Origin of the sequence: Clostridium sp. 1001271st1 H5, assembly GCF_005845215.1 — a bacterium.
Taxonomy (GTDB): domain Bacteria; phylum Bacillota; class Clostridia; order Lachnospirales; family Lachnospiraceae; genus Enterocloster.
Window position 1 is genome coordinate 171,196 of sequence record NZ_SPHO01000012.1, and the last position, 22,954, is coordinate 194,149.

23 protein-coding genes are annotated in these 22,954 nt (G+C 50.0%); 18 read left to right on the top strand and 5 right to left on the bottom strand.

The features are described 5' to 3' along the window. The first annotated feature begins 61 nt into the window (after positions 1 to 61). Positions 62 to 1,199 (top strand): peptide chain release factor 2 gene (gene prfB / locus FGS84_RS18790; protein WP_138309960.1). Its coding sequence is split into 2 segments (ribosomal slippage): positions 62 to 136 and positions 138 to 1,199, totalling 1,137 coding nucleotides; the frame shifts between segments, so codons are not numbered across the junction. Between the two features lie 73 nt (positions 1,200 to 1,272). On the opposite strand, the gene FGS84_RS18795 is transcribed toward prfB, so the two are convergent. Then, positions 1,273 to 2,292, bottom strand: coding sequence for a LacI family DNA-binding transcriptional regulator (locus FGS84_RS18795; protein WP_171042676.1), 1,020 nt, complete (start codon positions 2,290 to 2,292; stop codon positions 1,273 to 1,275). Between the two features lie 296 nt (positions 2,293 to 2,588). On the opposite strand from FGS84_RS18795, the gene FGS84_RS18800 reads away from it, so the two are divergent. From FGS84_RS18800 to FGS84_RS18835, 8 genes are all read left to right on the top strand, one after another. Then, positions 2,589 to 3,953 carry an extracellular solute-binding protein gene (locus FGS84_RS18800; protein WP_207671131.1) on the top strand — a complete coding sequence of 455 codons (1,365 nt, stop codon included), beginning with the start codon at positions 2,589 to 2,591 and terminating at the stop codon, positions 3,951 to 3,953. Positions 3,954 to 3,984: 31 nt separating this feature from the next. Further along, positions 3,985 to 4,896 carry a sugar ABC transporter permease gene (locus FGS84_RS18805; RefSeq protein WP_138309962.1) on the top strand — a complete coding sequence of 304 codons (912 nt, stop codon included), beginning with the start codon at positions 3,985 to 3,987 and terminating at the stop codon, positions 4,894 to 4,896. Next, entirely contained in the window at positions 4,886 to 5,716 is an 831-nt protein-coding gene (locus FGS84_RS18810; RefSeq protein WP_138309963.1) for a carbohydrate ABC transporter permease, read from the top strand. Before FGS84_RS18805 ends, FGS84_RS18810 begins: the two co-directional genes overlap by 11 nt. 13 nt (positions 5,717 to 5,729) lie before the next feature. Continuing rightward, positions 5,730 to 6,803: a glycoside hydrolase family 130 protein gene (locus FGS84_RS18815; RefSeq protein ID WP_243130015.1), complete on the top strand. Its 1,074-nt coding sequence runs from the start codon at positions 5,730 to 5,732 to the stop codon at positions 6,801 to 6,803. After that, positions 6,779 to 8,482 (top strand): phospho-sugar mutase, encoded by a 1,704-nt coding sequence (locus FGS84_RS18820; RefSeq protein WP_138309964.1) that lies wholly within the window; start codon positions 6,779 to 6,781, stop codon positions 8,480 to 8,482. The genes FGS84_RS18815 and FGS84_RS18820 overlap by 25 nt, the downstream gene beginning before the upstream one ends. A 205-nt stretch (positions 8,483 to 8,687) precedes the next feature. Then, entirely contained in the window at positions 8,688 to 9,131 is a 444-nt protein-coding gene (locus tag FGS84_RS18825; protein ID WP_002566467.1) for an ACT domain-containing protein, read from the top strand. A gap of 56 nt (positions 9,132 to 9,187) precedes the next feature. Beyond that, on the top strand, positions 9,188 to 10,429 hold the full coding sequence (locus tag FGS84_RS18830) for a homoserine dehydrogenase (RefSeq protein ID WP_138309965.1): 1,242 nt from the start codon (positions 9,188 to 9,190) through the stop codon (positions 10,427 to 10,429). A gap of 3 nt (positions 10,430 to 10,432) precedes the next feature. Then, on the top strand, positions 10,433 to 10,798 hold the full coding sequence (locus tag FGS84_RS18835) for a DUF2752 domain-containing protein (RefSeq protein ID WP_138309966.1): 366 nt from the start codon (positions 10,433 to 10,435) through the stop codon (positions 10,796 to 10,798). Between the two features lie 18 nt (positions 10,799 to 10,816). Here the strand turns inward: FGS84_RS18835 and FGS84_RS18840 are convergent, their stop codons facing one another. Then, positions 10,817 to 11,272, bottom strand: coding sequence for a DUF4190 domain-containing protein (locus tag FGS84_RS18840; protein WP_138309967.1), 456 nt, complete (start codon positions 11,270 to 11,272; stop codon positions 10,817 to 10,819). A gap of 242 nt (positions 11,273 to 11,514) precedes the next feature. Between FGS84_RS18840 and FGS84_RS18845 the strand changes: the two genes are divergently transcribed. The 5 genes from FGS84_RS18845 (at position 11,515) to FGS84_RS18865 (ending at position 15,781) form a co-directional block, all read left to right on the top strand. Then, on the top strand, positions 11,515 to 13,662 hold the full coding sequence (locus FGS84_RS18845; protein ID WP_138309968.1) for a Tex family protein: 2,148 nt from the start codon (positions 11,515 to 11,517) through the stop codon (positions 13,660 to 13,662). An 18-nt stretch (positions 13,663 to 13,680) separates the two neighbouring features. Beyond that, on the top strand, positions 13,681 to 14,109 hold the full coding sequence (gene tsaE, locus FGS84_RS18850; protein ID WP_138309969.1) for a tRNA (adenosine(37)-N6)-threonylcarbamoyltransferase complex ATPase subunit type 1 TsaE: 429 nt from the start codon (positions 13,681 to 13,683) through the stop codon (positions 14,107 to 14,109). Then, positions 14,106 to 14,858: a tRNA (adenosine(37)-N6)-threonylcarbamoyltransferase complex dimerization subunit type 1 TsaB gene (tsaB, locus tag FGS84_RS18855; RefSeq protein ID WP_138309970.1), complete on the top strand. Its 753-nt coding sequence runs from the start codon at positions 14,106 to 14,108 to the stop codon at positions 14,856 to 14,858. Before tsaE ends, tsaB begins: the two co-directional genes overlap by 4 nt. A gap of 95 nt (positions 14,859 to 14,953) precedes the next feature. Continuing rightward, positions 14,954 to 15,403 (top strand): ribosomal protein S18-alanine N-acetyltransferase, encoded by a 450-nt coding sequence (rimI, locus tag FGS84_RS18860; protein WP_138309971.1) that lies wholly within the window; start codon positions 14,954 to 14,956, stop codon positions 15,401 to 15,403. A 135-nt stretch (positions 15,404 to 15,538) separates the two neighbouring features. Beyond that, a complete protein-coding gene (locus tag FGS84_RS18865) occupies positions 15,539 to 15,781 on the top strand; it encodes a hypothetical protein (protein WP_027642354.1) in 243 nt (80 codons plus the stop codon). A gap of 49 nt (positions 15,782 to 15,830) precedes the next feature. Here the strand turns inward: FGS84_RS18865 and FGS84_RS18870 are convergent, their stop codons facing one another. The 3 genes from FGS84_RS18870 to rpiB are packed head-to-tail and all read right to left on the bottom strand — an operon-like array spanning position 15,831 to position 18,344. Further along, the gene (locus FGS84_RS18870) at positions 15,831 to 17,063 is read right to left on the bottom strand and encodes a 6-phosphofructokinase (protein ID WP_138309972.1); all 1,233 of its coding nucleotides are present in this window, start codon (positions 17,061 to 17,063) and stop codon (positions 15,831 to 15,833) included. A gap of 17 nt (positions 17,064 to 17,080) precedes the next feature. Further along, complete coding sequence (locus FGS84_RS18875) at positions 17,081 to 17,872, bottom strand: triose-phosphate isomerase (RefSeq protein WP_138309973.1); 792 nt, start codon at positions 17,870 to 17,872, stop codon at positions 17,081 to 17,083. A gap of 13 nt (positions 17,873 to 17,885) precedes the next feature. Further along, the gene (rpiB, locus tag FGS84_RS18880) at positions 17,886 to 18,344 is read right to left on the bottom strand and encodes a ribose 5-phosphate isomerase B (RefSeq protein ID WP_138309974.1); all 459 of its coding nucleotides are present in this window, start codon (positions 18,342 to 18,344) and stop codon (positions 17,886 to 17,888) included. A 269-nt stretch (positions 18,345 to 18,613) separates the two neighbouring features. Here rpiB and FGS84_RS18885 point away from each other — a divergent pair, with 269 nt between their 5' ends. From FGS84_RS18885 to FGS84_RS18900, 4 genes are all read left to right on the top strand, one after another. Then, positions 18,614 to 19,375, top strand: a complete 762-nt coding sequence (locus tag FGS84_RS18885; RefSeq protein ID WP_138309975.1) for a DeoR/GlpR family DNA-binding transcription regulator — start codon at positions 18,614 to 18,616, stop codon at positions 19,373 to 19,375. A gap of 42 nt (positions 19,376 to 19,417) precedes the next feature. Then, the gene (locus FGS84_RS18890; protein ID WP_138309976.1) at positions 19,418 to 20,182 is read left to right on the top strand and encodes a DeoR/GlpR family DNA-binding transcription regulator; all 765 of its coding nucleotides are present in this window, start codon (positions 19,418 to 19,420) and stop codon (positions 20,180 to 20,182) included. A gap of 325 nt (positions 20,183 to 20,507) precedes the next feature. Next, on the top strand, positions 20,508 to 21,527 hold the full coding sequence (gene pdxA, locus FGS84_RS18895; protein WP_138309977.1) for a 4-hydroxythreonine-4-phosphate dehydrogenase PdxA: 1,020 nt from the start codon (positions 20,508 to 20,510) through the stop codon (positions 21,525 to 21,527). A gap of 29 nt (positions 21,528 to 21,556) precedes the next feature. Then, positions 21,557 to 22,906, top strand: a complete 1,350-nt coding sequence (locus FGS84_RS18900; RefSeq protein ID WP_138309978.1) for a four-carbon acid sugar kinase family protein — start codon at positions 21,557 to 21,559, stop codon at positions 22,904 to 22,906. Positions 22,907 to 22,954: the final 48 nt, after the last annotated feature.

The window sequence follows — 22,954 nt, forward strand, 5'->3', positions numbered from 1 at the left end:
ATAATCATGGAAATGCCCTGAGCAGGGGCTCGCAAAATATAGATTGAAAGTGGGTGAAGCTGTGGTAGAGTTAGATAATTTTAAGTATACGTTATCAACGTATGACAAACCATTAGTGGAAGTGAGGGATTCACTTTGACCTGGATAACAAGGTCAGGAGAATTGCAGAATTAGATAAATCCATGGAGGAGCCTGGCTTCTGGGATGACCCGGAACAGTCCACCAGGATGGTCAGGGAGTCCAAGAACCTGAAGGATGAGGTGGATACCTACCGTGCGCTGGAACAGCAGTATGAGGATATCCAGGTAATGATTCAGATGGGTTATGAGGAAAATGACGCCTCCCTGATTCCTGAGATTGAGGAGATGCTGGAACAGTTCAGCGAAACACTGGAGAACATGCGGATGAAGCTTCTGCTCTCCGGGGAATATGATTCCAACAACGCCATCCTGCGTCTGAACGCAGGGGCAGGAGGCACCGAGTCCTGCGACTGGTGCAGCATCCTTTACCGCATGTACTGCCGCTGGGCAGAGAGCAAGGGATTTAAGGCACATGTGCTGGATTTCCTGGACGGTGAGGAGGCGGGAATCAAATCCGTCACCGTGCAGATTGACGGCGAGAATGCCTATGGTTACCTGCGTTCCGAGCATGGGGTGCACCGCCTGGTGCGCATATCGCCCTTTAACTCCGCAGGCAAGCGCCAGACATCCTTTGTGTCCTGCGATGTCATGCCGGATATAGAGGAGGATATTGACATTGACGTGAATCCCGATGACATCCGCGTGGACACCTACCGTTCCAGCGGCGCCGGCGGACAGCACATCAATAAGACGTCCTCAGCCATACGAATCACCCATTTTCCCACAGGAATCGTGGTAACCTGCCAGAATGAGCGCTCCCAGTTCCAGAACAAGGAGAAGGCCATGCAGATGCTGAAGGCAAAGCTCCTTATGGTGAAGCAGGAGGAACAGGCAGCCAAGGCGGCGGGAATCCGCGGGGATATAAAGGATATAGGATGGGGAAGCCAGATTCGTTCCTATGTGCTCCAGCCCTATACCATGGTCAAGGACCACCGTACAGGCGAGGAAAGCGGCAATGTGGACGCTGTGCTGGACGGGGCGATTGACAACTTTATCAGCGCCTATCTTCGCTGGATGAGCCTGGGATGCCCGGATAAGAATGAAAGAGAAGAAGAATAAATTTTATATTGATTTATCAGACCAATAAGCCGTTGCTGCTGAGCCGTAATAATAGACCCAGCAGCAACGGCTTTTATTGTAGGTTAAGCACAGAATCGCGTTCTACCAGATAAACAGGTAAGGTAATATACTGTAAAGGAAGAGACGGGTCCTCAATACGGCTGCATAAGCGCATGATGGCAGTCTCACCCATTTGTTTCTTAGGGACATGCATGGTTGTCAGGGTGGGCTGCACAAGGGTGGCGTTTTCCACATCATCGAAGCCTATGATGGAAATGTCCCTGCCCGGACAGATGTTCAGGGCATCCAGGGCCTGATACATGCTGACTGCGGTTTCATCATTGCAACATATCCACGCTGTTGGCAGTTTTGGGAGGGACTGAATCAGGTGCGTAAGCGAAGCGTAATCTTTATGAATGACAGCGGGTGCAATGGCTGACAGAATGGAATAGTTCCGGTGTTCCTGACAGACCTGGATATCCTGATGGTCAGCTATGCAGTTACAAAAACCCAGCCAACGTTCCCGCAGGTTATTGGAATAGTGGATATCTCCCACAAAGCCGATATTTCTGTGTCCCTTACGAATCAGGTATTCTGTAGAACGGTATCCGCCCTGAAGGTTCTGTGTGCCTACGCTGTCAGTAGAAAGCGTATAGTCAGTGTAGTCAATTAAAACCAGAGGAAGGTTTGTTCCGTTTAAAAGTTTGATATATTCCGTGGATATATTCCCTACAGTTAATATCCCCTCAACACTGCCGGCGGCAATGGACTGGGGTATGATTGGCCTGCTGTTATCAAAAAAGTCAACAATCACATTAAAGTTATTCTGGTTCGCGTAATTCGTAATACCATAGACAACCCGGGAATAGAAGGAAAGACTTTTTAAATACCGTTTGTTGAGCAGCAAGGCTATATTGCGTATGGGCAGGGATGGCGCGGAAAGCGTATAGCCTAATTCCTTGGCCTTTTGCATGATGGCCTGCCTGGTATCTTCACTGATACCGTTTTTGTTATTTAGAGCTAAGGATACTGTATTGACAGATACATGCAGGGCGTCTGCAATATCTTTCATCGCTATTTTCTTTTTTCTCATAAATGATTCTACACCACTTTTCCTGTAAATTACTTGATAGATATAGTATATAATATTTCCATTTAAATTGCTAGTGGTTTTTAACATTAAATAACATTATAATTAATATTAATTAATGATAAAAATAACTTGACAAACAAACTGGAATTTATTATAGTTGTCTTAAAGCACTAAATAATTCACAGTGGTAATTGGTAAAAACAGCTATATAGTAAAAGAGTTGTCCAATTTAAATTAATTATTTAGTTTATTCATGTGAATTATTAAGGATTATCATATTCAAAGGAGGTAACCAAATGAAAAGGAATTGGTTAAGAACAACAGCAATGGTATTAATGGTGTCCACTGCTATGGCAGGATGCAGCGGAACCTCAACGCAGGACAGCCAGGATGCGAAAGAAACTGTGAATGTGTCAGAGGAACAGAGTGAGGCCGGCAAGGGGGAAGTGGTGGAAATTGAATTCTGGTCTGCGCCACAGGTATCCCAGCAGGCATTCTGGGAAAGCATGGCAGCACAGTACCAGGAGGTAAACCCAAATATCCATGTAACAGTAAGCGCAATGCCGGAATCACCATCTTCAGAAGCGGGAATACAGTCGGCCATTGCCAGCGGTACTGCTCCGGCAGCCAGTGAAAATGTGTTCCGCGGGTTTGCCGCACAGCTGGCCGAAGCAGAGGCGGTGGTTCCCTTTGATTCATTTGAGGGATTCGATGCGGTTGTGACCAGCCGCGATATGGCATCCATGATGGAGTCATGGAAATTTGGCGACGGACATCAATATGTGCTCCCTATGTTTTCTAATCCAAGTATGTTTTTATGGAGAATGGACCTTTTAAAAGAGCTTGGCTTTGAATCGGCACCTTTGACCTATTCTGAAGTGTATGAGGTGGGAAAGGCGCTTAAAGAGAAGTATCCTGAGAAATTTGTCTGGGCAAGCAATGCATTTACCAACACTTCCTGGTATAAGCGCTGGTGGGATTATCTCACATTGTATATCGGTGCATCCCAGGGAAACGCATTCATAGAAAATAATACATTGGTGGCTGATGACGAGGCTGCTGTGGCAGTATATGGCTTTTTCGATGAGATGAATAAGAACGGGTATCTTCTGGCGCAGGAGGTAACGGACCCCTTTGAAACAGGAATATCACTGGCCACACAGTTTGTGCCCTTCCGCTTTAAGGCTATGCATGAGAAATATCCGGATTTAGTATATGGGACCAATTATGCAGTGGCTAGTGCGCCTGTTCCTGATGGCGTGCCTACAGATGAAGTTAAAACAATGTCGGATAATAAAGGAGTTGTGATATACTCGCAGGTACCGGAAGAGCAGCAGAAGGCTGCATATGAATTCATTAAATGGGTTTATACAGATGGTGCGCACGATGCAGAATGGATGGATACCACATACCTGCTTCCTGCTCAGGATAACCTGATATCAAACGATGAATTTAAGGAATTATTTGATGGGGCTCCTGAACTGGTTCCTTTTGCTGAGAATGTAAGCAATGCTGTCCCGGCTATTGACAATGCCAGCTATGTGGAAACCCATACTGCATTGGGTGAAAAAGGGCTGGTTCCTGTGCTGAATGGAGAAAAGACACCGGAGGAAGCATGGGAGGCAGTAAAAGCTGAAATAGAAGGGATATTAAAAAAGTAGCTGTCTATATATTTGACTGGGAGGGTCAGACATGTCCAGAAGATTGAGAGGGAACAATGGTTATAGAATAAAGAGAGGGGAAAACCGTATTGGCTGGCTTCTGGTGTCGCCGTACATATTATTTGGGGCGGTATTCTTTCTGATACCGCTTATATGGACCTTGTATCTTGCATTTACAGACTGGAACCTGATTTCTCCCCGTTACAGTTATGTAGGAGTTACCAACTTTGTAAAAGCGGTATCAGATGCAAAAGTTCATAAGGCTTTTTTCGCAACATATAGGTTTTTCCTGTTATTTGTGCCGGTTGTGATTATCAGTTCTATGGTAGAAGCGTTGGTTATTTATCATATTCCTAAATTCAAAACGGTTTTTATCATTGGCTTCTTCCTGCCGTATCTGGCTTCCGGTGTTGCATCCTCTGTTGTCGTGCGTGGACTCTTGAGCTATGACAGCAGTATTAATGCTTGGATTAGGCATGTATTCGGAATTAATATTAATTGGCTGAATTCTTCTGTGCTCGCACCAATGGTGATTGCTCTTATCATGGTCTGGAAGTTTTCCGGATACTATGCCCTGATTATAGAATCCGGATTGGAAAGCATTCCTGTTGATGTATACGAGGCAGCGGATTTGGATGGTGCCAGCGGCTGGCAGCGGTTTTTTAAAATCACACTTCCGCTTTTGTACCCGGCATTCTACACGGTTGCCATATTGGCAACCGGTGTGGTTTTCCACATTTTTACAGAGCCCTATCTGCTGACAAACGGCGGTCCTGACGGCGCTACAACAACATGGGTTCTTCAGATTTATGATGAAGCGTTTAATAAGTTGAATACAGGATACGGGTCAGCTGTGGCAATCATGGCGGCCATGGTCACATTCCTGTCAATTGGACTGATTCGCAAGATTCTGGAAAAGTGGGGGAAGAGCAATGCGTGGTAAAAAGACAATAAAAACAGCTGTTGTGTATCTGATTGGAGCTATACTTCTGTGTATCGCACTCTATCCGTATCTGTATATGGTTTTTAATTCGCTGGCCCCCTGGGATGAGGTTGATAAAGGTTTCATTCCATCGCATTTTTCACTGCGATCCTACCGCTGGCTGATTTTCGGAGAGCAGGGAGTCGCCACAAAGCCCTGGATTAAAGCGTTCTTCAACAGTTTGTTTGTGACTACGGCATCCACCCTGCTTATGATGCTGTTCGGGGTGATGATTGCATATGCACTGGCTAAAATTAACTTTAAGGGACGCAAAAAGGTAGATGGGTTCATTATGTTTCAGATGTTTTTCCCGACCATGATATTGCTGATTCCGCAATTTTTAGTGGTAAAGAACCTGCATTTTTATAATACGTATGCGGCAATGATTATTCCAAAAGCATTGAGTCTGTGGGCAGTGTTTTTGTATACTAATTTTTTCAAGGCCCTGCCGGATGAAATTATTGAGGCAGCCAGGATTGACGGGGCAGGTACTTATACGATTATCAGAAGAATTGTGCTGCCCATGAGCAGCTCCATTACAACCATTATTTTTCTGTTTTTATTTATGGAACGGTGGGTTGAACTGCTTTGGGATATGATAGCAGTAAAAAATATTCAGATGCAGACCATCAATGTTCTGTTGGCTCAGATGTTCGGTCCATACGCATCCTATCCCGGTCCCATGTATGCTGGAACTGTAATTCTAACCATGCCTATCCTTATATTATTTATCATATTCCGCAAGAATTTTACTAAAGGAATACAGTTTGTATTAAAATAAAGGAGTTTATGTCATGATGACACCATTTATCAGAGAAGAAAGCAATCCTCTTATTACACCGGAAATGGTAAAGCCGTCCAGAGGGGATTTTGAAGTAGTATGCGCATTTAATGCAGGGGTGGCAGAATACGAGGGTGAAATATTGCTTCTTCTGCGTGTGGCGGAAAAACCGTCTGTTATGAGGGAAGGTTATATCACGGTACCGGCACTGAAGCAGATGGAAAACAGCAGATGGGAAGTTGGTACTGAAGAACTCAATTTGAAAAATCCCCAGTATGATTTTTCAGACCCCAGAAAGGTATTTGATAAAGAAAAGGGAACATATGTCTATCTTACGTCCATATCCCATTTGCGGCTGGCGAGAAGCAGGGATGGAGTCCACTTTTCTGTGGATGAAAAACCATTTATCCAGCCGGATTGCGAGTTGGAGGGGTTTGGAACAGAGGATGCACGGATTACGCGCCTTGGAGGTACCTATTATATCAACTATACAGCGGTGTCCTGTAATGGAATTACCACGGCTCTTGCAACAACTACGGATTTTTGCACGGTTGAGAAAAAGGGGATTATCTTTGTGACGGAAAACCGGGATGTGACAATATTTCCGGACCTGATTCAGGGGAAATATTACGCATTGACGCGTCCTGTCCCGCGTCAGATTGGAATGGCGCAGATGTGGATAGCAGCTTCTTTGGACCTTTATCACTGGGGAGAGCATGAGCCCTTAAGGCTTCCACGCTATGAATGGGATGGAGCACGCAATGGGGGAGGTGCAGTTCCCATAAAAACGGACAAGGGGTGGCTGGTTCTGTATCACGGAGCAGATAAAAAATCAAACCGGTACTGTATGAACGCTGTCCTGCTGGATTCCCAGGACCCACATAAGATTCTGGCAGTCAGCGAGAAGCCTGTTTTGGAACCTGAGGCGCCTTATGAGCTGGAAGGGTTCTATCCTAATGTGGTATTCAGCTGCGGAGCCTTACTCCGTGATGAGGAAGTTTACATGTATTACGGTGCGGCTGACCGGGTGATTGCGTTGGCAAAGTCTCCGTTAGCTAAGATATGGGATTATATGGGAGTCAGATAAAGGGGCGGAGAGCAGTGGAATATCTGGAAGAATACAAAAAATGGCTGGAAGCCCCTTATGTTGATGAGGAAACTAAAAAGGAACTTCGGGCTATATCGGGCGACCTGGATGAGCTGGAAAGCCGGTTTGGAAAAAGAATGAAGTTTGGCACCGGCGGCCTCCGCGGAAAAATGGGGGCAGGGACCAACCGGATGAACCTTTATACGGTGAGAATGGCTACACAGGGTTTGGCTGAATATATAAAGAAGCAAGGCGCGGCAGGGAAGGGCGTGGCGGTTTCATATGATTCCAGGCATGGTTCAAAGGACTTCAGCCGCGAGGCAGCCCTGTGCCTGAATGCCAATGGGATTGTGACCTATTGTTTTAATTCCCTGCGTCCCACGCCGGAACTTTCCTTTGCGGTAAGAAGACTGGGCTGTATTGCAGGAATCATGATTACAGCCAGCCATAATGGGGCAGAGTATAATGGGTATAAGGTCTACTGGCAGGACGGCGCACAGATTACAGCCCCCAGGGACATGGATATAATGCAGGAAATCGAAAAGATACAGGATTGCAGGTATGCAAAGACCATGGAGCTTGAGACTGCCCGGAAGGCTGGATTGTACTGTGAAATCAAGGAGGAAGTGGAACAGGATTATTTCAGGGAAATAAAAAGGCTCAGCCTGCATCCTGAATCCATTGAGTTAATGGCAAATCAGTTTAAAATCGTATATACACCCTTACATGGCACCGGTCTGAAGCCGATGACCCGGCTTTTAAAAGATATGGGGTTCCATATGGTCTATGTTACAGAGGAACAGGCTGAACCGGATGGAGACTTTCCCACTGTTGCATTTCCAAATCCAGAGGTACCGGATGTGTTTTCAATGTCTCTGTCATTGGCCAAGAAAGTAAATGCAGACCTGGTGCTGGCAACAGATCCTGATGCAGACCGTCTTGGGGCTTATGTAAAAGAATATGAGAGCGGAAGTTATTATGCCCTGGACGGAAATATGACTGGCATCCTCCTATGTGATTATATACTGAACCAGAAGAAGAGGCTGGGTATCCTGCCGAAACATGGCGCGGTTGTGAAAACAATAGTCACTACCAATATGGTCATTCCTTTAGCAAAAGAATACGGTGTGGACGTGATTGAAGTGCTGACGGGTTTTAAATATATTGGAGAGAAGATTCAGGAATTCCATGAGAAAGGGAGCCATACCTTTATATTTGGATTCGAGGAAAGCTTTGGATGTCTGACCGGAACCTATGCCAGGGATAAGGATGGTATCGGAGCAGCAGCGCTTTTGTGTGAGGCAGCAGCGTACTACAGGCAGCAGGGCAGTTCACTGTGGAAACGCCTGATGGAATTATACAAAAAATATGGACATTATCAGAGCTGCCTCCGGACAGAGGTGAAAGAAGGCGCGGATGGTTCGAGAGAGATTGGGTTGATGATGGCTGGTTTGCGTGAACATCCCCCTAGGACCATGAATGGCAGGCGTGTAAGAAAGATGCGGGATTATCTTGCAGGAAACATTTTGGACTGCAGGACAGGAACATGGCACAGATTGGGGGATGGTATTCCCAGGTCGGATGTGTTATACTTTGAACTGGATGACGATGCATGGTGTTGCGTGCGTCCATCAGGGACAGAGCCCAAGATTAAATATTATTATGAGGAACGATTATAAAATAGATTCTTTGTTCTGTCTGTTGTATAGAGGCAGCCATGGTGATACACCAGCTATTATAAGCTGGTGTATTTAAATTTGTATCCAGGGGGAAATTAGAGAAAAAACAGTTGCATTTAAAATAAAAATATGTTAATATCTTCCTCATGAGCACAGATGTATTTCCAATGCGGACATACGCGCAGACCTACGAAAGGATTGGACAATGGAAGACAAAAGCAAATACTTTGTGGTAAAGCAGAAAGCAGTGCCTGAGGTTCTTTTGAAGGTTGTGGAGGCCAAGAAGCTTCTGGAGACAGAACGGGCCATTACGGTGCAGGAAGCCACGGACAAGGTGGGAATCAGCCGGAGTTCTTTTTACAAGTACAAGGATGACATATTTCCCTTCTATGACAACACCAAGGGAAAGACCATCACCCTGGTGGTGCAGATGGACGATGAACAGGGGCTGCTCAGCGATTTGCTTCATGTGGTAGCCGTGTACAGGGCCAATATCCTGACCATCCACCAGAGCATCCCGGTCAACGGCGTGGCTACGCTTACGCTGAGCGTGGAGGTAAGGGAGAATACAGGCAATGTATCCAGCATGATAGAGGAACTGGAAGTACTGGACGGAATCCATTACGTCAAGATACTTGCCAGGGAGTGATGGCGGGGCGTGCCGTTTGATGTCAGAGGAGAATAAAACACAGGGAGCGGAAGATTATGATTAAGACAGCAGTTATGGGGTATGGTACCATTGGTTCCGGCGTGGCGGAGATACTTGACAAGAACAAGGATGTAATCGCGGTCCAGGCAGGGCAGGAAGTGGAGTTAAAGTATGTACTGGATTTAAGGGAATTCCCGGACAGTCCGGTGGCTGATAAGATTGTTCATGATTTCAAGGTGATTGAGCAGGACGAGGAAGTGAAGATTGTAGTGGAGACCATGGGCGGTCTGAATCCTGCCTATCCTTTTGTGAAGGCCTGCCTGATGGCGGGCAAGCATGTGGTCACCTCCAATAAGGCGCTGGTGGCTGCCCATGGTACGGAGCTTCTGGCCATTGCCAGGAAGAAACATGTGAATTTCTTCTTTGAGGCCAGCGTGGGCGGGGGCATCCCCATTATCCGTCCTCTTTACCGCTGCCTCATGGGAGAGCGAATTGAGGAAATTACAGGCATCCTAAACGGAACCACCAACTTTATCCTGACCAAGATGGATAAAGAGGGAGAATCCTTTGAGAATGCCCTCAAGGAAGCCCAGAACCTGGGATATGCGGAGCGCAATCCGGAGGCGGATGTGGAAGGTCACGATACCTGCCGCAAGATTGCCATCCTTACGGCCATGGCCACTGGGAAAGAAGTGAATTATGAGGATATCCACACCGAGGGCATCACGCGGATTACGGATATTGACTTTAAATATGCGGAGAAGATGGGGACATCGGTGAAGCTGTTCGGAACCAGCCGTATAAAGGACGGCAAGGTGCTGGCCTATGTGGCTCCTGTGATGATTAATAAGGCCAGCCCCCTGTACTCGGTAAACGATGTATTCAACGGCATTTTAGTGAAGGGCAATATGCTGGGCACCTCCATGTTCTATGGAAGCGGCGCAGGAAAGCTGCCCACAGGAAGCGCCGTGGTGGCTGATATCATCGAAGCGGCCCAGAACCTTAAAAAGAACGTGCCCATGGGCTGGTCAGATGAAAAACAGACCATTGAGTCCATGGACCAGGCCCAGTTCCGGTACTTTGTCAGGGTGGCGGGCTCCTACCGCAATAAGGAGCAGGATGTAAAGAGTGCCTTTGGCCAGGTGGAGGTAATTGAACTCTACGGAATGGATGAATTTGCCTTCCTCACTGCCCAGATGACAGAGGGGGAATTCAAGAAAGGGGCTGTTTCCTATGACGCCAGGGAACAGGAACGGTCTGAATACGGTATCAAACAGATGATACGCGCGGTGCTGTAGCATATGGCATCCATCATAAGCCGGATTACCGGAGAAATTATAAGGCAGGGATTTCCCTGCCTGTTTCATCTTTTAACGGGGCTTTACTGCCCTGGCTGCGGCGGCACCAGAGCCCTCCGGGCGCTGCTGTCAGGCAATCTGCCCCTGAGCATCCGGTACCATCCCCTGGTTGCCTATATGGCAGTGGTGCTGGCGGCCGAACTGGCGAGCTTTGCGGTGTCCAGGGCAGCAAAAAACCCCAGATATTATCTGGGGCATGAGAAACTGCTGGTTTACATCGGGGCAGCCATTGTGCTGGTCAACTGGGCGTATAAAAATTATATGCTGGTGGTAAGAGGCGTGGACCTGCTTCCTCTCTGGCCGCGCTGACCCGTACCGGGAACTGCATCAGAACCAAAGGAATCCCGTGGTCCTGGGCAGCTGCATCTGCTGGTTCAGCTGCTCCTGAAGCCGGTTGATAAACTCATTAATCTGGGGGCCGGTCACCGGGTCGCTGAGGGCCTCATAGTAGCAGGCCAGGGCATAGAAAAAGAAAAATGTCAGGGATATGGCAATTGCGCTTAATACCAGCCCTGCAATGGCCCTTGCATTAAAGGATTTCCTGGGTCTTATGTCGGCGTTCCGGGCCATGAGGGCAAGGATGATGCCGATGACGCCGCAGACAAGGCCGGTGGGCATGGCGGTCTGGTTATAGGCCAGGGACATGGGCAGATAAAAAAGACTGCACACAATTCCGATGATGCCTGCTATCATGGAACAGGTGGCCAGGCGTTCGGAGGATGTGAAGTTCTTTCCCTGGTTGTTTGAAGGTGATTTCTGGTTATTATGAGTATCATTCATCATTCTGAATAAGAACCTTTCTTTTGTCAGGCGCAGCTGGTGCCGTGCCAAAATATTGTGACTGCTATCCTGGCTATTTTATCACGAAATACCGGCACTGTCCAGATGAAGACGCTTTCCATATGGGGGGAACTTTCTGCAACGGGAACTTTCCGCAGGGCGAACTTTCTGCCAGAACTTGCATAAGCGGTTGGGATGCACTATAATATAACAGTTAGCTAGATTACAGATATGCGAGGTTTACCATGGATATTATTAAAAAACTGGCGGAAGAGCTGAGCATCGGACGCCATCAGGCGGAAGCAGCCGTCAAACTCATTGATGAGGGAAATACCATTCCGTTTATTGCCAGATACCGGAAGGAGGCCACGGGCTCCTTAAATGACGAGGTTCTGCGTAATCTGGACGAGCGGTTAAAATACCTGCGCAACCTGGAGGACCGCAAGAGCCAGGTTATTGCTTCCATTGCGGAGCAGGAAAAGCTGACTCCGGAGCTGGAGCTTAAGATAAGGGAAGCCCAGACCCTGGTGGCGGTGGAGGACCTTTACCGTCCCTATAAGCCAAAGCGCCGGACCAGGGCCATGATTGCCAAGGAAAAGGGGCTGGAGCCCCTGGCGGACCTTATCAGCATGCAGATGACAGGGGAGCCTGTTGAGAAGGCTGCAGTCGGTTTTGTGTCAGAGGAAAAGGGCGTGGCCAGTCCGGAGGAGGCCATCCAGGGCGCCAGGGATATACTGGCGGAGCGGATTTCCGACAATGCGGCTTTCCGTACCTATATCAGGAACATAACCATGAACAAGGGCGTCATCCAGTCATCTGCCAAGGACGAGAAGGCTCAGTCTGTCTACGAGATGTATTATAATTATGAGGAGCCGGTAAAGAAGGCTGCGGGGCACCGCATCCTGGCCCTGAACCGCGGGGAGAATGAAAAGATTCTGACCGTGAAGATTCTGGCTCCGGAGGAGCAGATTCTGGGGTATCTGGAAAAACAGACCATTGTCCGGGACAATCCATATACCGCGCCAATCCTTAAGGAGGCAGCGGCGGACAGCTACAGCCGTCTCATCGGCCCGTCCATTGAACGGGAAATCAGGAACGATTTGACGGAAAAGGCAGAGGAAGGCGCTATCAAGGTGTTTGGAAAGAACCTGGAACAGCTTCTGATGCAGCCTCCCATTGTGGGACGGGTGGTGCTGGGGTGGGATCCGGCCTTCCGCACCGGCTGCAAGCTGGCAGTGGTGGACAGCACGGGAAAGGTGCTGGATACAGTGGTCATTTACCCCACTGCGCCCCAGAACAAGGTGGAGGAATCCAAAAAAATACTGAAGGATTTTATTAAGAAATATAACATTTCCCTCATATCCGTTGGAAACGGCACAGCGTCCAGGGAATCAGAGCAGATTATCGTGGATTTGCTGAAGGAAATCAGGGAGCAGGTGCAGTATGTAATTGTAAACGAAGCAGGCGCATCCGTGTATTCCGCCAGCAAGCTGGCCACCGAGGAGTTCCCGGCCTTTGACGTGGGCCAGAGAAGCGCGGTATCCATTGCCAGACGTCTCCAGGACCCGCTGTCTGAGCTGGTCAAGATTGACCCCAAGTCCATCGGCGTGGGCCAGTACCAGCATGACATGAACCAGAAACGTCTGGGAGAGGCGCTGGAAGGCGTGGTGGAGGACTGCGTGAACAAGGTAGGCGTGGACCTGAACACGGCCTCGGCCTCCCTTCTGGAATATGTGTCCGGCATCAACAAGACCCTGGCCAGGAACATTGTGGCCTACAGGGAAGAAAACGGCGCCTTTAAGAGCAGGAAGCAGCTGTTAAAGGTGGCAAAGCTGGGTCCCAAGGCATTTGAGCAGTGTGCGGGCTTTATGCGCATAACAGGGGGGGAGAATCCCCTGGACGGCACAAGCGTCCATCCGGAGAGCTATGAAGCAGCCGGGAAGCTTCTGGAAAAGCTGGGGTATAAGCCTGAGGAGCTGTCCCGGGGAGGACTGCTGGGAATCAGCAGGAAGATAAAGGACTACAGGCGGACGGCAGAGGCCCTGGGCATAGGGGAGATTACCCTGCGGGATATTGCGGGAGAGCTGGAAAAGCCTGCCAGGGACCCCAGGGATGAGATGCCAAGGCCCATTCTCAGAAGCGATATCCTGGAAATGAAGGATTTGGAGCCGGGAATGGTGTTAAAGGGAACTGTGCGCAATGTCATTGATTTTGGCGCGTTTGTGGATATCGGCGTCCACCAGGACGGTCTGGTACATATTTCCCAGATGACGGACAAGTACATCAAGCATCCGCTGGAGGCGGTCAGCGTGGGGGATATTGTGGATGTGAAGATTTTGAGCGTGGATTTGGCCAAGAAGAGGATTTCACTGACCATGAAGGGCGTAAAGTAAGGATGAAAGAGGTAGGAAATGGTAATCGAGACGCGGAAACCGGAAGAAACATATGAGCTGGGGAAAAAGATGGGCAGGGAGGCAAAGCCGGGCCAGATAATCTGTCTGAGCGGTGATTTGGGCGTGGGAAAGACTGTGTTTACCCAGGGATTTGCAGCAGGCCTGGGCATAGAGGGACCGGTGAACAGTCCCACCTTTACCATTCTGCAGCAGTATGAGGATGGCCGTCTTCCGCTGTACCATTTTGACGTGTACCGCATCGGCGACGTAAGCGAGATGGATGAAATCGGTTATGAGGACTGTTTCTTCGGGGGCGGCGTGTGCCTGATTGAGTGGCCCGGCCTGATTGAGGAGATACTGCCTGAGAAGGCGGTCTGGGTGACCATTGAAAAGGATTTGGAAAAGGGATTTGATTACAGGCGCATTCATGTGGAGGATAGAGGATGAGAGTACTGGGAATAGAGAGCTCGTCCCTGGTGGCCAGCGTGGCCCTGGTGACAGATGACATATTGACAGCAGAGTATACCGTGGATTTTAAAAAGACCCATTCACAAACCCTGCTTCCTATGCTGGATGAGATTGTGAAGCTTCTGGAGCTGGACATGGATACCATTGATGCCATAGCAGTGGCCGGGGGACCGGGTTCCTTTACCGGGCTGCGCATAGGAGCCGCCACGGCCAAGGGCCTGGGACTGGCTCTAAAAAAGCCTCTGATTCATGTTCCCACTGTGGATGCCATGGCATATAATATGTGGGGGGCAGAGGGGCTTATCTGCCCTGTTATGGATGCAAAGCGCAGCCAGGTCTATACGGGACTCTACCATACCCGGGACGGCCTGGAGGTGGTGATGGAGCAGCAGCCCATGGATATGCGGGAGCTGGCATGTCTTCTCAATGAAAAAGGGGAGCGGGTAATCTTCCTGGGGGACGGCGTGCCTGTATATAAGGATATCATCATGGAAACCATGACATCGGCCTATGTATTTGCACCGGCCCAGATGAACCGGCAGAGGGCAGCTTCTGTGGCTGCCCTGGGAATGACTGCGCTTTTGGACGGGGGCAGGTATCACGGCGCCCGGGTTGTGACAGCGGCAGAGTTCACCCCGGATTATCTGAGAAAACCCCAGGCTGAGCGCCAGAGAGAGGCGGAGCAGTCTGCCGGAGGAGCTGCGGCAAAGCTTCCGGGAGATTATTGATAGCAGCCCTTTGGGCGGCGGGAGAGCAGGGCGCCTGAACGGCTGCATCTGACGGGCCGTCTGAACGGCGGCTGTGACGGAAAGGAGCAGGGAACATGGAGCTGATTCGCGGAGTGCGCCCCATGACGGGCCAGGACATAGAGCAGGTGGCGGATTTGGAGCAGGTTTGTTTTTCCGAGAGCTGGTCGGAGAATCTGATTCGCATGGGCTTAGACAGCAGGCTGGACACGTATTTTGTCTATGTGGACCACGGATACATCCTGGGCTATGCGGTTCTGCGGATTCTGGCGGATGAGGGGGAGATACAGCGGATTGGAGTATACCCCGATTACAGGCGCCAGGGTATCGCACGGAAACTCATGGATACCATGGTGACTTTTGCCAGGGCCAGAGGGGTCCGGGCCATTGCCCTGGAGGTCCGGGAGAGCAACCTGGGAGCCAGAAACCTGTATGATTCCTATGGTTTCCGGCCGGAGGCTGTCAGGAAGGGGTATTACCACAACCCGGCCGAGGATGCCATCATCATGTGGAACCGGACAATATGAAAGAATTACCACTTAAAATGTGAATATTTTATGTATATAATGGAGAGGAACCAGACATTCCTCTCCTTTTTTCTTTAAGGGGAAGAGAAGGGAATGAATGAAAGGGTACGATGACAGAGAAAGGCGAGGGTTCATATGAAAAGGTACAATAAAAATGGACAGCTGGAGACAATAATATGCAATTGCTGCGGAAAGAAACTGGTGGTGCAGCAGGGCATCATCCGGGAAGGATGCATCAGCATTGACCATGCATGGGATTATTTTTCTGAGAAGGACGGACAGGTTCATCATTTTGATTTGTGTGAAGAATGCTATGATGAACTGGTTTCCGGCTTCAAGATACCTGTGGACAGGGAAGAACAGATTGAATTTCTGTAGGATGGGATAAGGAGAACTGCCAAAGCGGTTCTCCTTACTGTATGTGTGCTCACGCCAGGGATATGGTAAAGTATTCAGGAAAGCGGTTTTGGTACAGCACCGGGACCTCCCCCTCGATAAGAGGCGTCAGATAATCCGTCAACTCCTGTGTAATGTCGTTGCCTTCCCTGTTAATCCACTGACGGGGAACTGTTTTTTCCCGGTTGGCAACCAGGGATACGTCCGCTGCAGTGAACTGAATCCTGTATCGGCCCTTTGACGGCAGGCGAAGGAGGGTTGCCATTTTTCCGGTCTGCCCCTGGACCGCGCACTGGACCGCCTTTGTTCCCAGAAGACGGGATTCGTTTAAATCCGTGCGGCTGGCCAGATGAGCGGCGCAGCGCTGCATAAGGTTGAGCTCCAGGGAGCGGGTTTTGCAGCCCAGTTCATTCCGGACAATCTGGGCCAGTACGCCCCCGGTTCCGGCAATATCCCTGTGACCGAACAAATCGGGGCGGTTGCCGGGAGTCTGTTCAGACAGATAGGCTCCGTTTTCATCCCGGATACCCTCGCTGACAGCAATCAGAAGATTTCTGTTTTCGGCCTGACGGCTTCGTATATCCTCCAGAAACCGGCTGACGCAAAAGGGAACCTCGCAGAGGTAAATAAAGTCAGGCCCGCGGTTGCCGTTTACCCTGGAAAGGGAGGCGGCGGCAGTGAGCCATCCGGCGTTCCGTCCCATGATTTCCACAATGGTGACTCCGAAGGAATCATAGACAGCCACATCCCGCTCCAGCTCCGCAAAGGTGGTGGCAATGTACTTGGCTGCAGAGGCAAAACCAGGACAGTGGTCTATCTCCATCAGGTCATTGTCAATGGTTTTCGGGGCGCCGATGATGTTTATATCCTCAATCTCCCGGGAACGGCAGTATCTGGCCAGCTTATCCACTGTGTCCATGGAGTCGTTCCCGCCTATGTATATGAAGTAGGATATTTCATATTTTCTGAAAATATCAACCAGATGCCGGTACTGGGCATCGTCCTCTTCCGGCTCGGCCAGCTTAAAGCGGCAGGAGCCCAGGGCGGCGGCAGGGGTCTGGGCCAGTTTATCCAGGTCCATTGTGTTATTGATATAATCCAGCAAATCTATGACTTTTTCCTGTAAAATGCCTTCAATTCCGTTAAGACCTCCGTATATCCGGTCAATGCCCCCTTGAATCATGGCTTCTGTGATGACTCCGGACAGGGTGGCGTTGATGGCGGATGTGGGGCCGCCGGACTGGGCCACAAGCAGATTGCGCATCGATTATTTCCCTCCTGCTATTTATTCATGTATAATGGCAGAACCTGGCGTATGATACGGTTGAATTGTCCGGCGTCCCAGGCACTGCGTCCTATAAAGAGACCGTCCACATCAGGAAGCTGAATCAGCTCCCGGGCATTTTGGGGATTCACACTGCCGCCGTAAAGAATGGGGATGCGGTTTCCGGGTTCCTCTCCGAAGCGCTCGCACAGAATCCGGCGGATGCCTGCATGGCGCGCAGCCACATACCCGCTGTCCGCAGGGATGCCGTTCACGCCGATGGCCCACACGGGTTCATAGGCAATCCAGAGATTCTCCGCCTGCCGGCTGGTGATGGAATGAAGTCCCACCTTTAACTGGGTGCCCAGGGTCTCGCTGCTCAGGCCGTATTCACGCTGGGTCAGGGTTTCGCCTATGCATAGAAGGGGGGTGAAGCCGGAGGCAGCGGCCTTTGCCACCTTTTTCTCCTGGTCAAAATCATCCTCCCTGAAAATATGGCGGCGTTCCGAGTGGCCGATTTCCGCAACGCTCACCCCCACCTCCTTAAGCATAACAGGTGAGATTTCACCGGTGAACTGCCCCTCGTCCTCCCAGCACATGTTCTGGGCGCCCAGCCGGATATGGGATTGGGATGCAATCCGGCCAGCGGTTTCCAGGGCGGTATAGGAGGGAATGACAAACAGGGTCAGGGGACTGTCTGCCAGGTCCTCTGTCAGTTCATGGAGCTGCGTCAGAAATGAAGCTGTGTCCGCAATGGTTTTGTACATCTTTGTGTTTGTGCCAAGATATAACCGATTCAGTTTTTTCATCAAGCCGCCTCCGCTATTTGAGATTTACGCCTTCGATTTCCTTGATGGCCTCCACCTTGGATGTGGACGCGCAGTCTACGAATTCAAGCTCCAGCCATTTCTCCAGTATCCGTTTTGCCAGTTCGGTTCCAATCACCCGCTCGCCCATACAGATTACATTGCCGTCATTGCTCAGCTTCAGGCGCTCCGCAGAGAAGATGTCATGGCAGACGCCGGCGCGGATTCCCTTGAACTTGTTGGCGGTCATGGCCATGCCCAGGCCTGTGCCGCAAATCAGTACGCCGTGCTTCTCATAGTTGCTGTCCATGATTTTCCGGCACACCTTTTCCGCCACATAGGGGTAGTAGGTAGTATCTTCGGTGCTGTCGCACCCCATATTTTCCACGGTATATCCTTTTTTCTCCATGAATGCTGTGAGTTCGTTTTTTAAATGTACAGCAGCATTGTCGCACCCGATTACAATTGTTCTCATATTTTGACCTCCATCACCTTTGAAAATGTTAAATAGTGTTACTATGAGCATATATTAACATTTTAAAATGTAAAAATCAAGACATATTATCAAAAAATGTGAGATAAAACGTAAAAATAACATTTTTAAAACATTATATAACATTTTGGCCAAGCCAGGAACATCTGGACATTTTCTGAAAATACAATTATAATATTTTACAGTCAGATTCGTAACGCTGTGCACCCATGGGCCGCAGCAGGATTGCGACAGGAGGGGAAACAGAAGTTATGGGAAAAAGGGATCTCAGGATTTACGCGCTTTTGGATACGCTGAAGGAATCGCCTGTATTATCCATTAAGGAGCTGGCGGACCGGTTTCAGGTTTCAGAGATGACCATCCGCCGTGATATTGATTATTTAAAAGAAAACCGCCTGTTGTACGAACAGCAGGCTTCAGAACCCGCTGCCCGGGAACACGATGAATATCTGTACTCTTCGGAGCAAATCCGCAATTTTGATAAAAAGGACAGAATCGCCCGGTTTGCAGCGGGCATGGTAGAGGAGGGAGATATCCTGATTCTGGATTCAGGAACAACCACCGGCGTATTGTCCAAATATATACCGGAACAGATGCAGCTTACGGTTCTCTGCTATAATTATCATATTCTGTCCCAGCTGCAGGGGAATGAGAAGCTGTCGCTGATATTTGCGGGCGGGTATTTCCACAGAAACGACCTGATGTTTGAGAGCGTCGAGGGAATCGGACTTATCAGAAGGACAAGGGCCAGTAAGATGTTTGTGTCGGCCTCCGGGGTCCATGAAAAGCTGGGCATGACCTGCGCCCACAATTATGAGGTGGTGACAAAAAAGGCTGCCCTTGAATCGTCCCTGCAGAAAATACTGGTGGCGGACAGCAGTAAGTTCGGCCAGGTCAGGCCGGGCTATTTTGCTGAGCTGGAAGAGATAGATGAAATTATTACAGATGACGGACTGAGCCAGGAATGGCGGGAGCTTATCGCCGGGAAAGACATCCTCCTTCATCTGGTGTAGGACGGCGCTTTACAGGCGTGAATGAAAAGAGAGAGGTAAGTCATGTCGAATAAGAGAATGGAATACATTGCCGCCCGCCTGGACAGCACAGGCAGCGTGAAGGTAGCGGAGCTGAGCCGGGAACTGAACTGCTCGGAGGTGACCATTCGCAGCGATATACAGAAGCTGGAGGAAAAGGGCCTTGCAAAACGGATTCACGGGGGCGCGGTAAAGGTGGGCGGACAGCTCATGGTGCCCTTTGATGCCGGGAATGTGTTTAAGAACAGCGACAGGAAACGCAGGATTGCCCTGAAGGCATATGAATACATTGAGGACCAGGATACAATCATTCTGGATGATTCCTCTATCTGCTATTACCTGGCCCAGCAAATCAGGGATGATTCCTCCAAACATCTTCTGGTTATTACCAACTCCCTGGCCAGCGCCGGTGTATTGTCCCATCTGGGCCATGTGGAGCTGTTCCTTCTGGGGGGACAGGTGGGAGGTAAGCTGGCCTCCACCATAGGCGATGTGGCAGTCAATACCTTAAAGGGGTTCCGGGCCAATAAGGCATTTATCAGCGCCCATGGAATCAATTTTTCCGTGGGGCTGACCTCCATCGGTTCGCCTCAGATGCAGGTGAAGAAGGCGGTGCTGGCTGCTTCGGACCAGGCGTATGTGCTGGCTGACAGCAGTAAGTTCGGCGGGGGATATGTGATGGTGGTGTGCTCCCTGGACGAGATAAGCGGTATTATTACAGATGACGGGATTAAAAAGGAGTATCTGGAGGAAGCGGAAAAACAGCATGTCTATATAGATGTGGTTTAGGCTGTGTCTGAAAATCCGGAGGTAAAAGTAAATACATGGAATGTATACGGGATGGTATGGGTGACCGCTTCACGGTTTTGTGGCTGTGAAGCGGTTTTTGTATACATGCAGCGAAATATAAATAAATTATTGTTTCTAACGAAAATAGAAAAGAAATAAAAAACAAAATTGAATTGTGAAATAGTGTTAATATCCGAGGCGTTATTTGTTAAAATTAGCAAAAATGTAAAAAAAGCTTGAAAAAATGTTAATTTACATTTATGATTATGTTAGAAAGATAATAAAAACGAAAGTAAAACGAAAACAAATAGAAAGGAAAAGGAAAATGAACGAAAAATTCAAACCTGTAACAGCTATTACTATGGGGGACCCGGCAGGTATCGGGCCGGAGATAGTGGTGGGCACCATGTTGGACGAGGGAATACATGAGTGCTGCAGGCCCTTTGTCATTGGCAGCATCGCTGTTCTGGACAGGGCGGCAAGGATTTTGGGCAGGGAGTTAAGGTACCGCAGGATTGCGGAACCATCAGAGGCCCTTTATCAGTACGGGACCGTGGATGTGCTGGAGACAGGGGATTATGATACGGATTCCATCCAGTGGGGAGAGGTTCAGGAGCTGGCAGGCCGTATGTCCGTGGACTGGATTATGAAGTCCATTGAACTGGGCATGGACCGCAAGGTGGACGCGGTGTCCACTGCTCCCATACATAAAAGAGCCATTAAGCTGGCTGGGGTAAAGCAGCCGGGCCACACGGAAATCTACCAGGATGAGACGCATTCGCCCTACGCCCTTACCATGTTCTCCTGCCATAAGCTGAGAGTGTTTTTTGTAAGCCGCCACATGTCGCTGGTGGATGCATGCAGGTATGCCACCAAGGAACGGGTGCTGGAGTTTGTGGAGAACATTGACAAGGAGCTGAAAAAGACGGGCATCAGGGAACCGCTTATTGCAGTGGCTGCCCTGAATCCTCACGGCGGGGATAACGGGCTTTTTGGAACAGAGGAAATAGAGCACCTGATTCCGGCTGTGGAAGCGGCCAGGGAGAAGGGAATCAATGCCATTGGGCCTGTACCGGCCGACTCCGTATTCCATATCGGAAAATCCGGAAAATACGATGCCATCCTGTCCCTGTACCATGACCAGGGACATATTGCCTGCAAGACCCTGGACTTTGAAAAATCCGTGACCCTGACCTTTGGTCTTCCTTTTATCAGAAGCTCGGTGGACCATGGAACTGCCTTTGATATTGCCGGAAAGGGAATAGCAGGAAGCATCAGCCTGATTGAATCCACAAAGGTGGTGGCCGAATACGCAGCGCTCATGCACGGAAAAAGGGACCAATAACCAGGGCAGCAAAAAAGGGGGAATATATTATGCCGTTAATAGGAGCAGTGGCAGATGATTTGACCGGGGCCACCACCACAGGCGTACTGCTTGCCAGGTCCAAGGCAAGGACAGCTGTTTTTTTCAACGAGGAGGCTGCGGAGCGGGAAGGGGAGGCTGCGTCCCTGGACGCCATACTGGTCAGCAGCAACAGCAGGGCATTGCCTGCGGATGAGGCATATGAGAAGGTGCGCTCTGCCACCCAGGCCCTGAAAAGGATGGGAGTCAGATATTTCAGCAAGCGGATTGACACTACATTAAGAGGCGGTATCGGAACTGAAATCAAGGCCATGATGGATGTGATTGGCGGTGACGCGGTGGCGGTGGTGGTTCCTTCCATGCCGCAGTCCAGGCGGATTGTGGTGGGGGGCTTCTCTGTGATTGACGGCATTGCCCTGACAAAGACGCCGGTGGCCCAGGATGTACGCACACCGGTGCATGAGAGCTATGTGCCCCAGCTTCTGGGGAGGCAGACAGGGGAGGAGATTGGGCTGGTGACACTTAAGACAGTCCTCCAGGGCAGGGAAGAGATTGCGCGCGCTCTCCAGTGGCAGAGGGAACGGGGAAACCGCATCATTGTGACGGATGCCATAACCCTGGAGGATATCCAGGAGATAGCCCATGCCTGCATTTCCCTGGACTGGAATGTGCTGGCAGTGGACCCGGGGGCATTTACGGCAAAGCTGGCACAGTGCAGAGGGCTGACGCAGGAAGAGGAGCCCAATGTCCCGGAAAACACACTGGACGGCACAGGCAGGACCGTGCTGGTTGCAGCCGGAAGCGCTACTCCTGTGACCAAGAGGCAGCTGGGAATTCTTTTGGAGGACCGGCGGCATGTGCAGGTCAGCGTGGACCCCATCCCCCTGATTGACGGGAGCCGGCAGGCAGCGGAGGAAGTGGAATCAGCCGTCAGGCGCATTACGGAGCTTATGGAAGGGCCCTCTGCGCCCAGGGCCATAGTGATTGAGACAGCCCTTCACGGCCCGATTTTAAACCTGGCTGAGGAAGACGCAAAAAGAGGGTATGCAGATGGCATGAGCGCCAACCGGATTAACGCAGGGCTGGGGACCATTGTACAGTACGTGCTGGAACGCGCTGGCCGGGAACGGATAGCCGGATTATATACCACCGGAGGGGACACCATGGTGAATGTCTGCTTCCAGCTGGGGGTAGAGTGCATCGAGGTGCTGGACTACGTCATTGCGCAGACGGACGTGGGCCGCATGGTGGGAACCTATCAGGGGCTTCCCATCATCGGAAAGGGAGGACTGACAGGATACGACACCATTGCTGTTGACATTATAGACCGCTTGTTCAGAGAGGCAGCCAGGGAAATGTAGGGGGCTGCCGTGACCGGCAGACCGTGATATCAAACGAAACAAATCAGG

Bases quoted from the DNA above. Each gene is read 5' to 3' on its own strand.
- FGS84_RS18810 (WP_138309963.1), top strand. From the start codon at position 4,886: ATGCGTGGTAAAAAGACAATAAAAACAGCTGTTGTGTATCTGATTGGA.
- FGS84_RS18840 (WP_138309967.1), bottom strand. From the start codon at position 11,272: ATGATGAATGATACTCATAATAACCAGAAATCACCTTCAAACAACCAG.
- FGS84_RS18875 (WP_138309973.1), bottom strand. From the start codon at position 17,872: ATGAAAAAACTGAATCGGTTATATCTTGGCACAAACACAAAGATGTAC.
- FGS84_RS18820 (WP_138309964.1), top strand. From the start codon at position 6,779: ATGGGATTATATGGGAGTCAGATAAAGGGGCGGAGAGCAGTGGAATAT.
- FGS84_RS18870 (WP_138309972.1), bottom strand. From the start codon at position 17,063: ATGCGCAATCTGCTTGTGGCCCAGTCCGGCGGCCCCACATCCGCCATC.
- FGS84_RS18890 (WP_138309976.1), top strand. From the start codon at position 19,418: ATGTCGAATAAGAGAATGGAATACATTGCCGCCCGCCTGGACAGCACA.
- FGS84_RS18835 (WP_138309966.1), top strand. From the start codon at position 10,433: ATGGCATCCATCATAAGCCGGATTACCGGAGAAATTATAAGGCAGGGA.
- FGS84_RS18830 (WP_138309965.1), top strand. From the start codon at position 9,188: ATGATTAAGACAGCAGTTATGGGGTATGGTACCATTGGTTCCGGCGTG.
- rimI (WP_138309971.1), top strand. From the start codon at position 14,954: ATGGAGCTGATTCGCGGAGTGCGCCCCATGACGGGCCAGGACATAGAG.
- FGS84_RS18800 (WP_207671131.1), top strand. From the start codon at position 2,589: ATGAAAAGGAATTGGTTAAGAACAACAGCAATGGTATTAATGGTGTCC.
- FGS84_RS18805 (WP_138309962.1), top strand. From the start codon at position 3,985: ATGTCCAGAAGATTGAGAGGGAACAATGGTTATAGAATAAAGAGAGGG.
- FGS84_RS18795 (WP_171042676.1), bottom strand. From the start codon at position 2,292: ATGAGAAAAAAGAAAATAGCGATGAAAGATATTGCAGACGCCCTGCAT.
- FGS84_RS18845 (WP_138309968.1), top strand. From the start codon at position 11,515: ATGGATATTATTAAAAAACTGGCGGAAGAGCTGAGCATCGGACGCCAT.
- tsaE (WP_138309969.1), top strand. From the start codon at position 13,681: ATGGTAATCGAGACGCGGAAACCGGAAGAAACATATGAGCTGGGGAAA.
- FGS84_RS18865 (WP_027642354.1), top strand. From the start codon at position 15,539: ATGAAAAGGTACAATAAAAATGGACAGCTGGAGACAATAATATGCAAT.
- rpiB (WP_138309974.1), bottom strand. From the start codon at position 18,344: ATGAGAACAATTGTAATCGGGTGCGACAATGCTGCTGTACATTTAAAA.
- tsaB (WP_138309970.1), top strand. From the start codon at position 14,106: ATGAGAGTACTGGGAATAGAGAGCTCGTCCCTGGTGGCCAGCGTGGCC.
- FGS84_RS18815 (WP_243130015.1), top strand. From the start codon at position 5,730: ATGATGACACCATTTATCAGAGAAGAAAGCAATCCTCTTATTACACCG.
- FGS84_RS18825 (WP_002566467.1), top strand. From the start codon at position 8,688: ATGGAAGACAAAAGCAAATACTTTGTGGTAAAGCAGAAAGCAGTGCCT.
- FGS84_RS18885 (WP_138309975.1), top strand. From the start codon at position 18,614: ATGGGAAAAAGGGATCTCAGGATTTACGCGCTTTTGGATACGCTGAAG.
- pdxA (WP_138309977.1), top strand. From the start codon at position 20,508: ATGAACGAAAAATTCAAACCTGTAACAGCTATTACTATGGGGGACCCG.
- FGS84_RS18900 (WP_138309978.1), top strand. From the start codon at position 21,557: ATGCCGTTAATAGGAGCAGTGGCAGATGATTTGACCGGGGCCACCACC.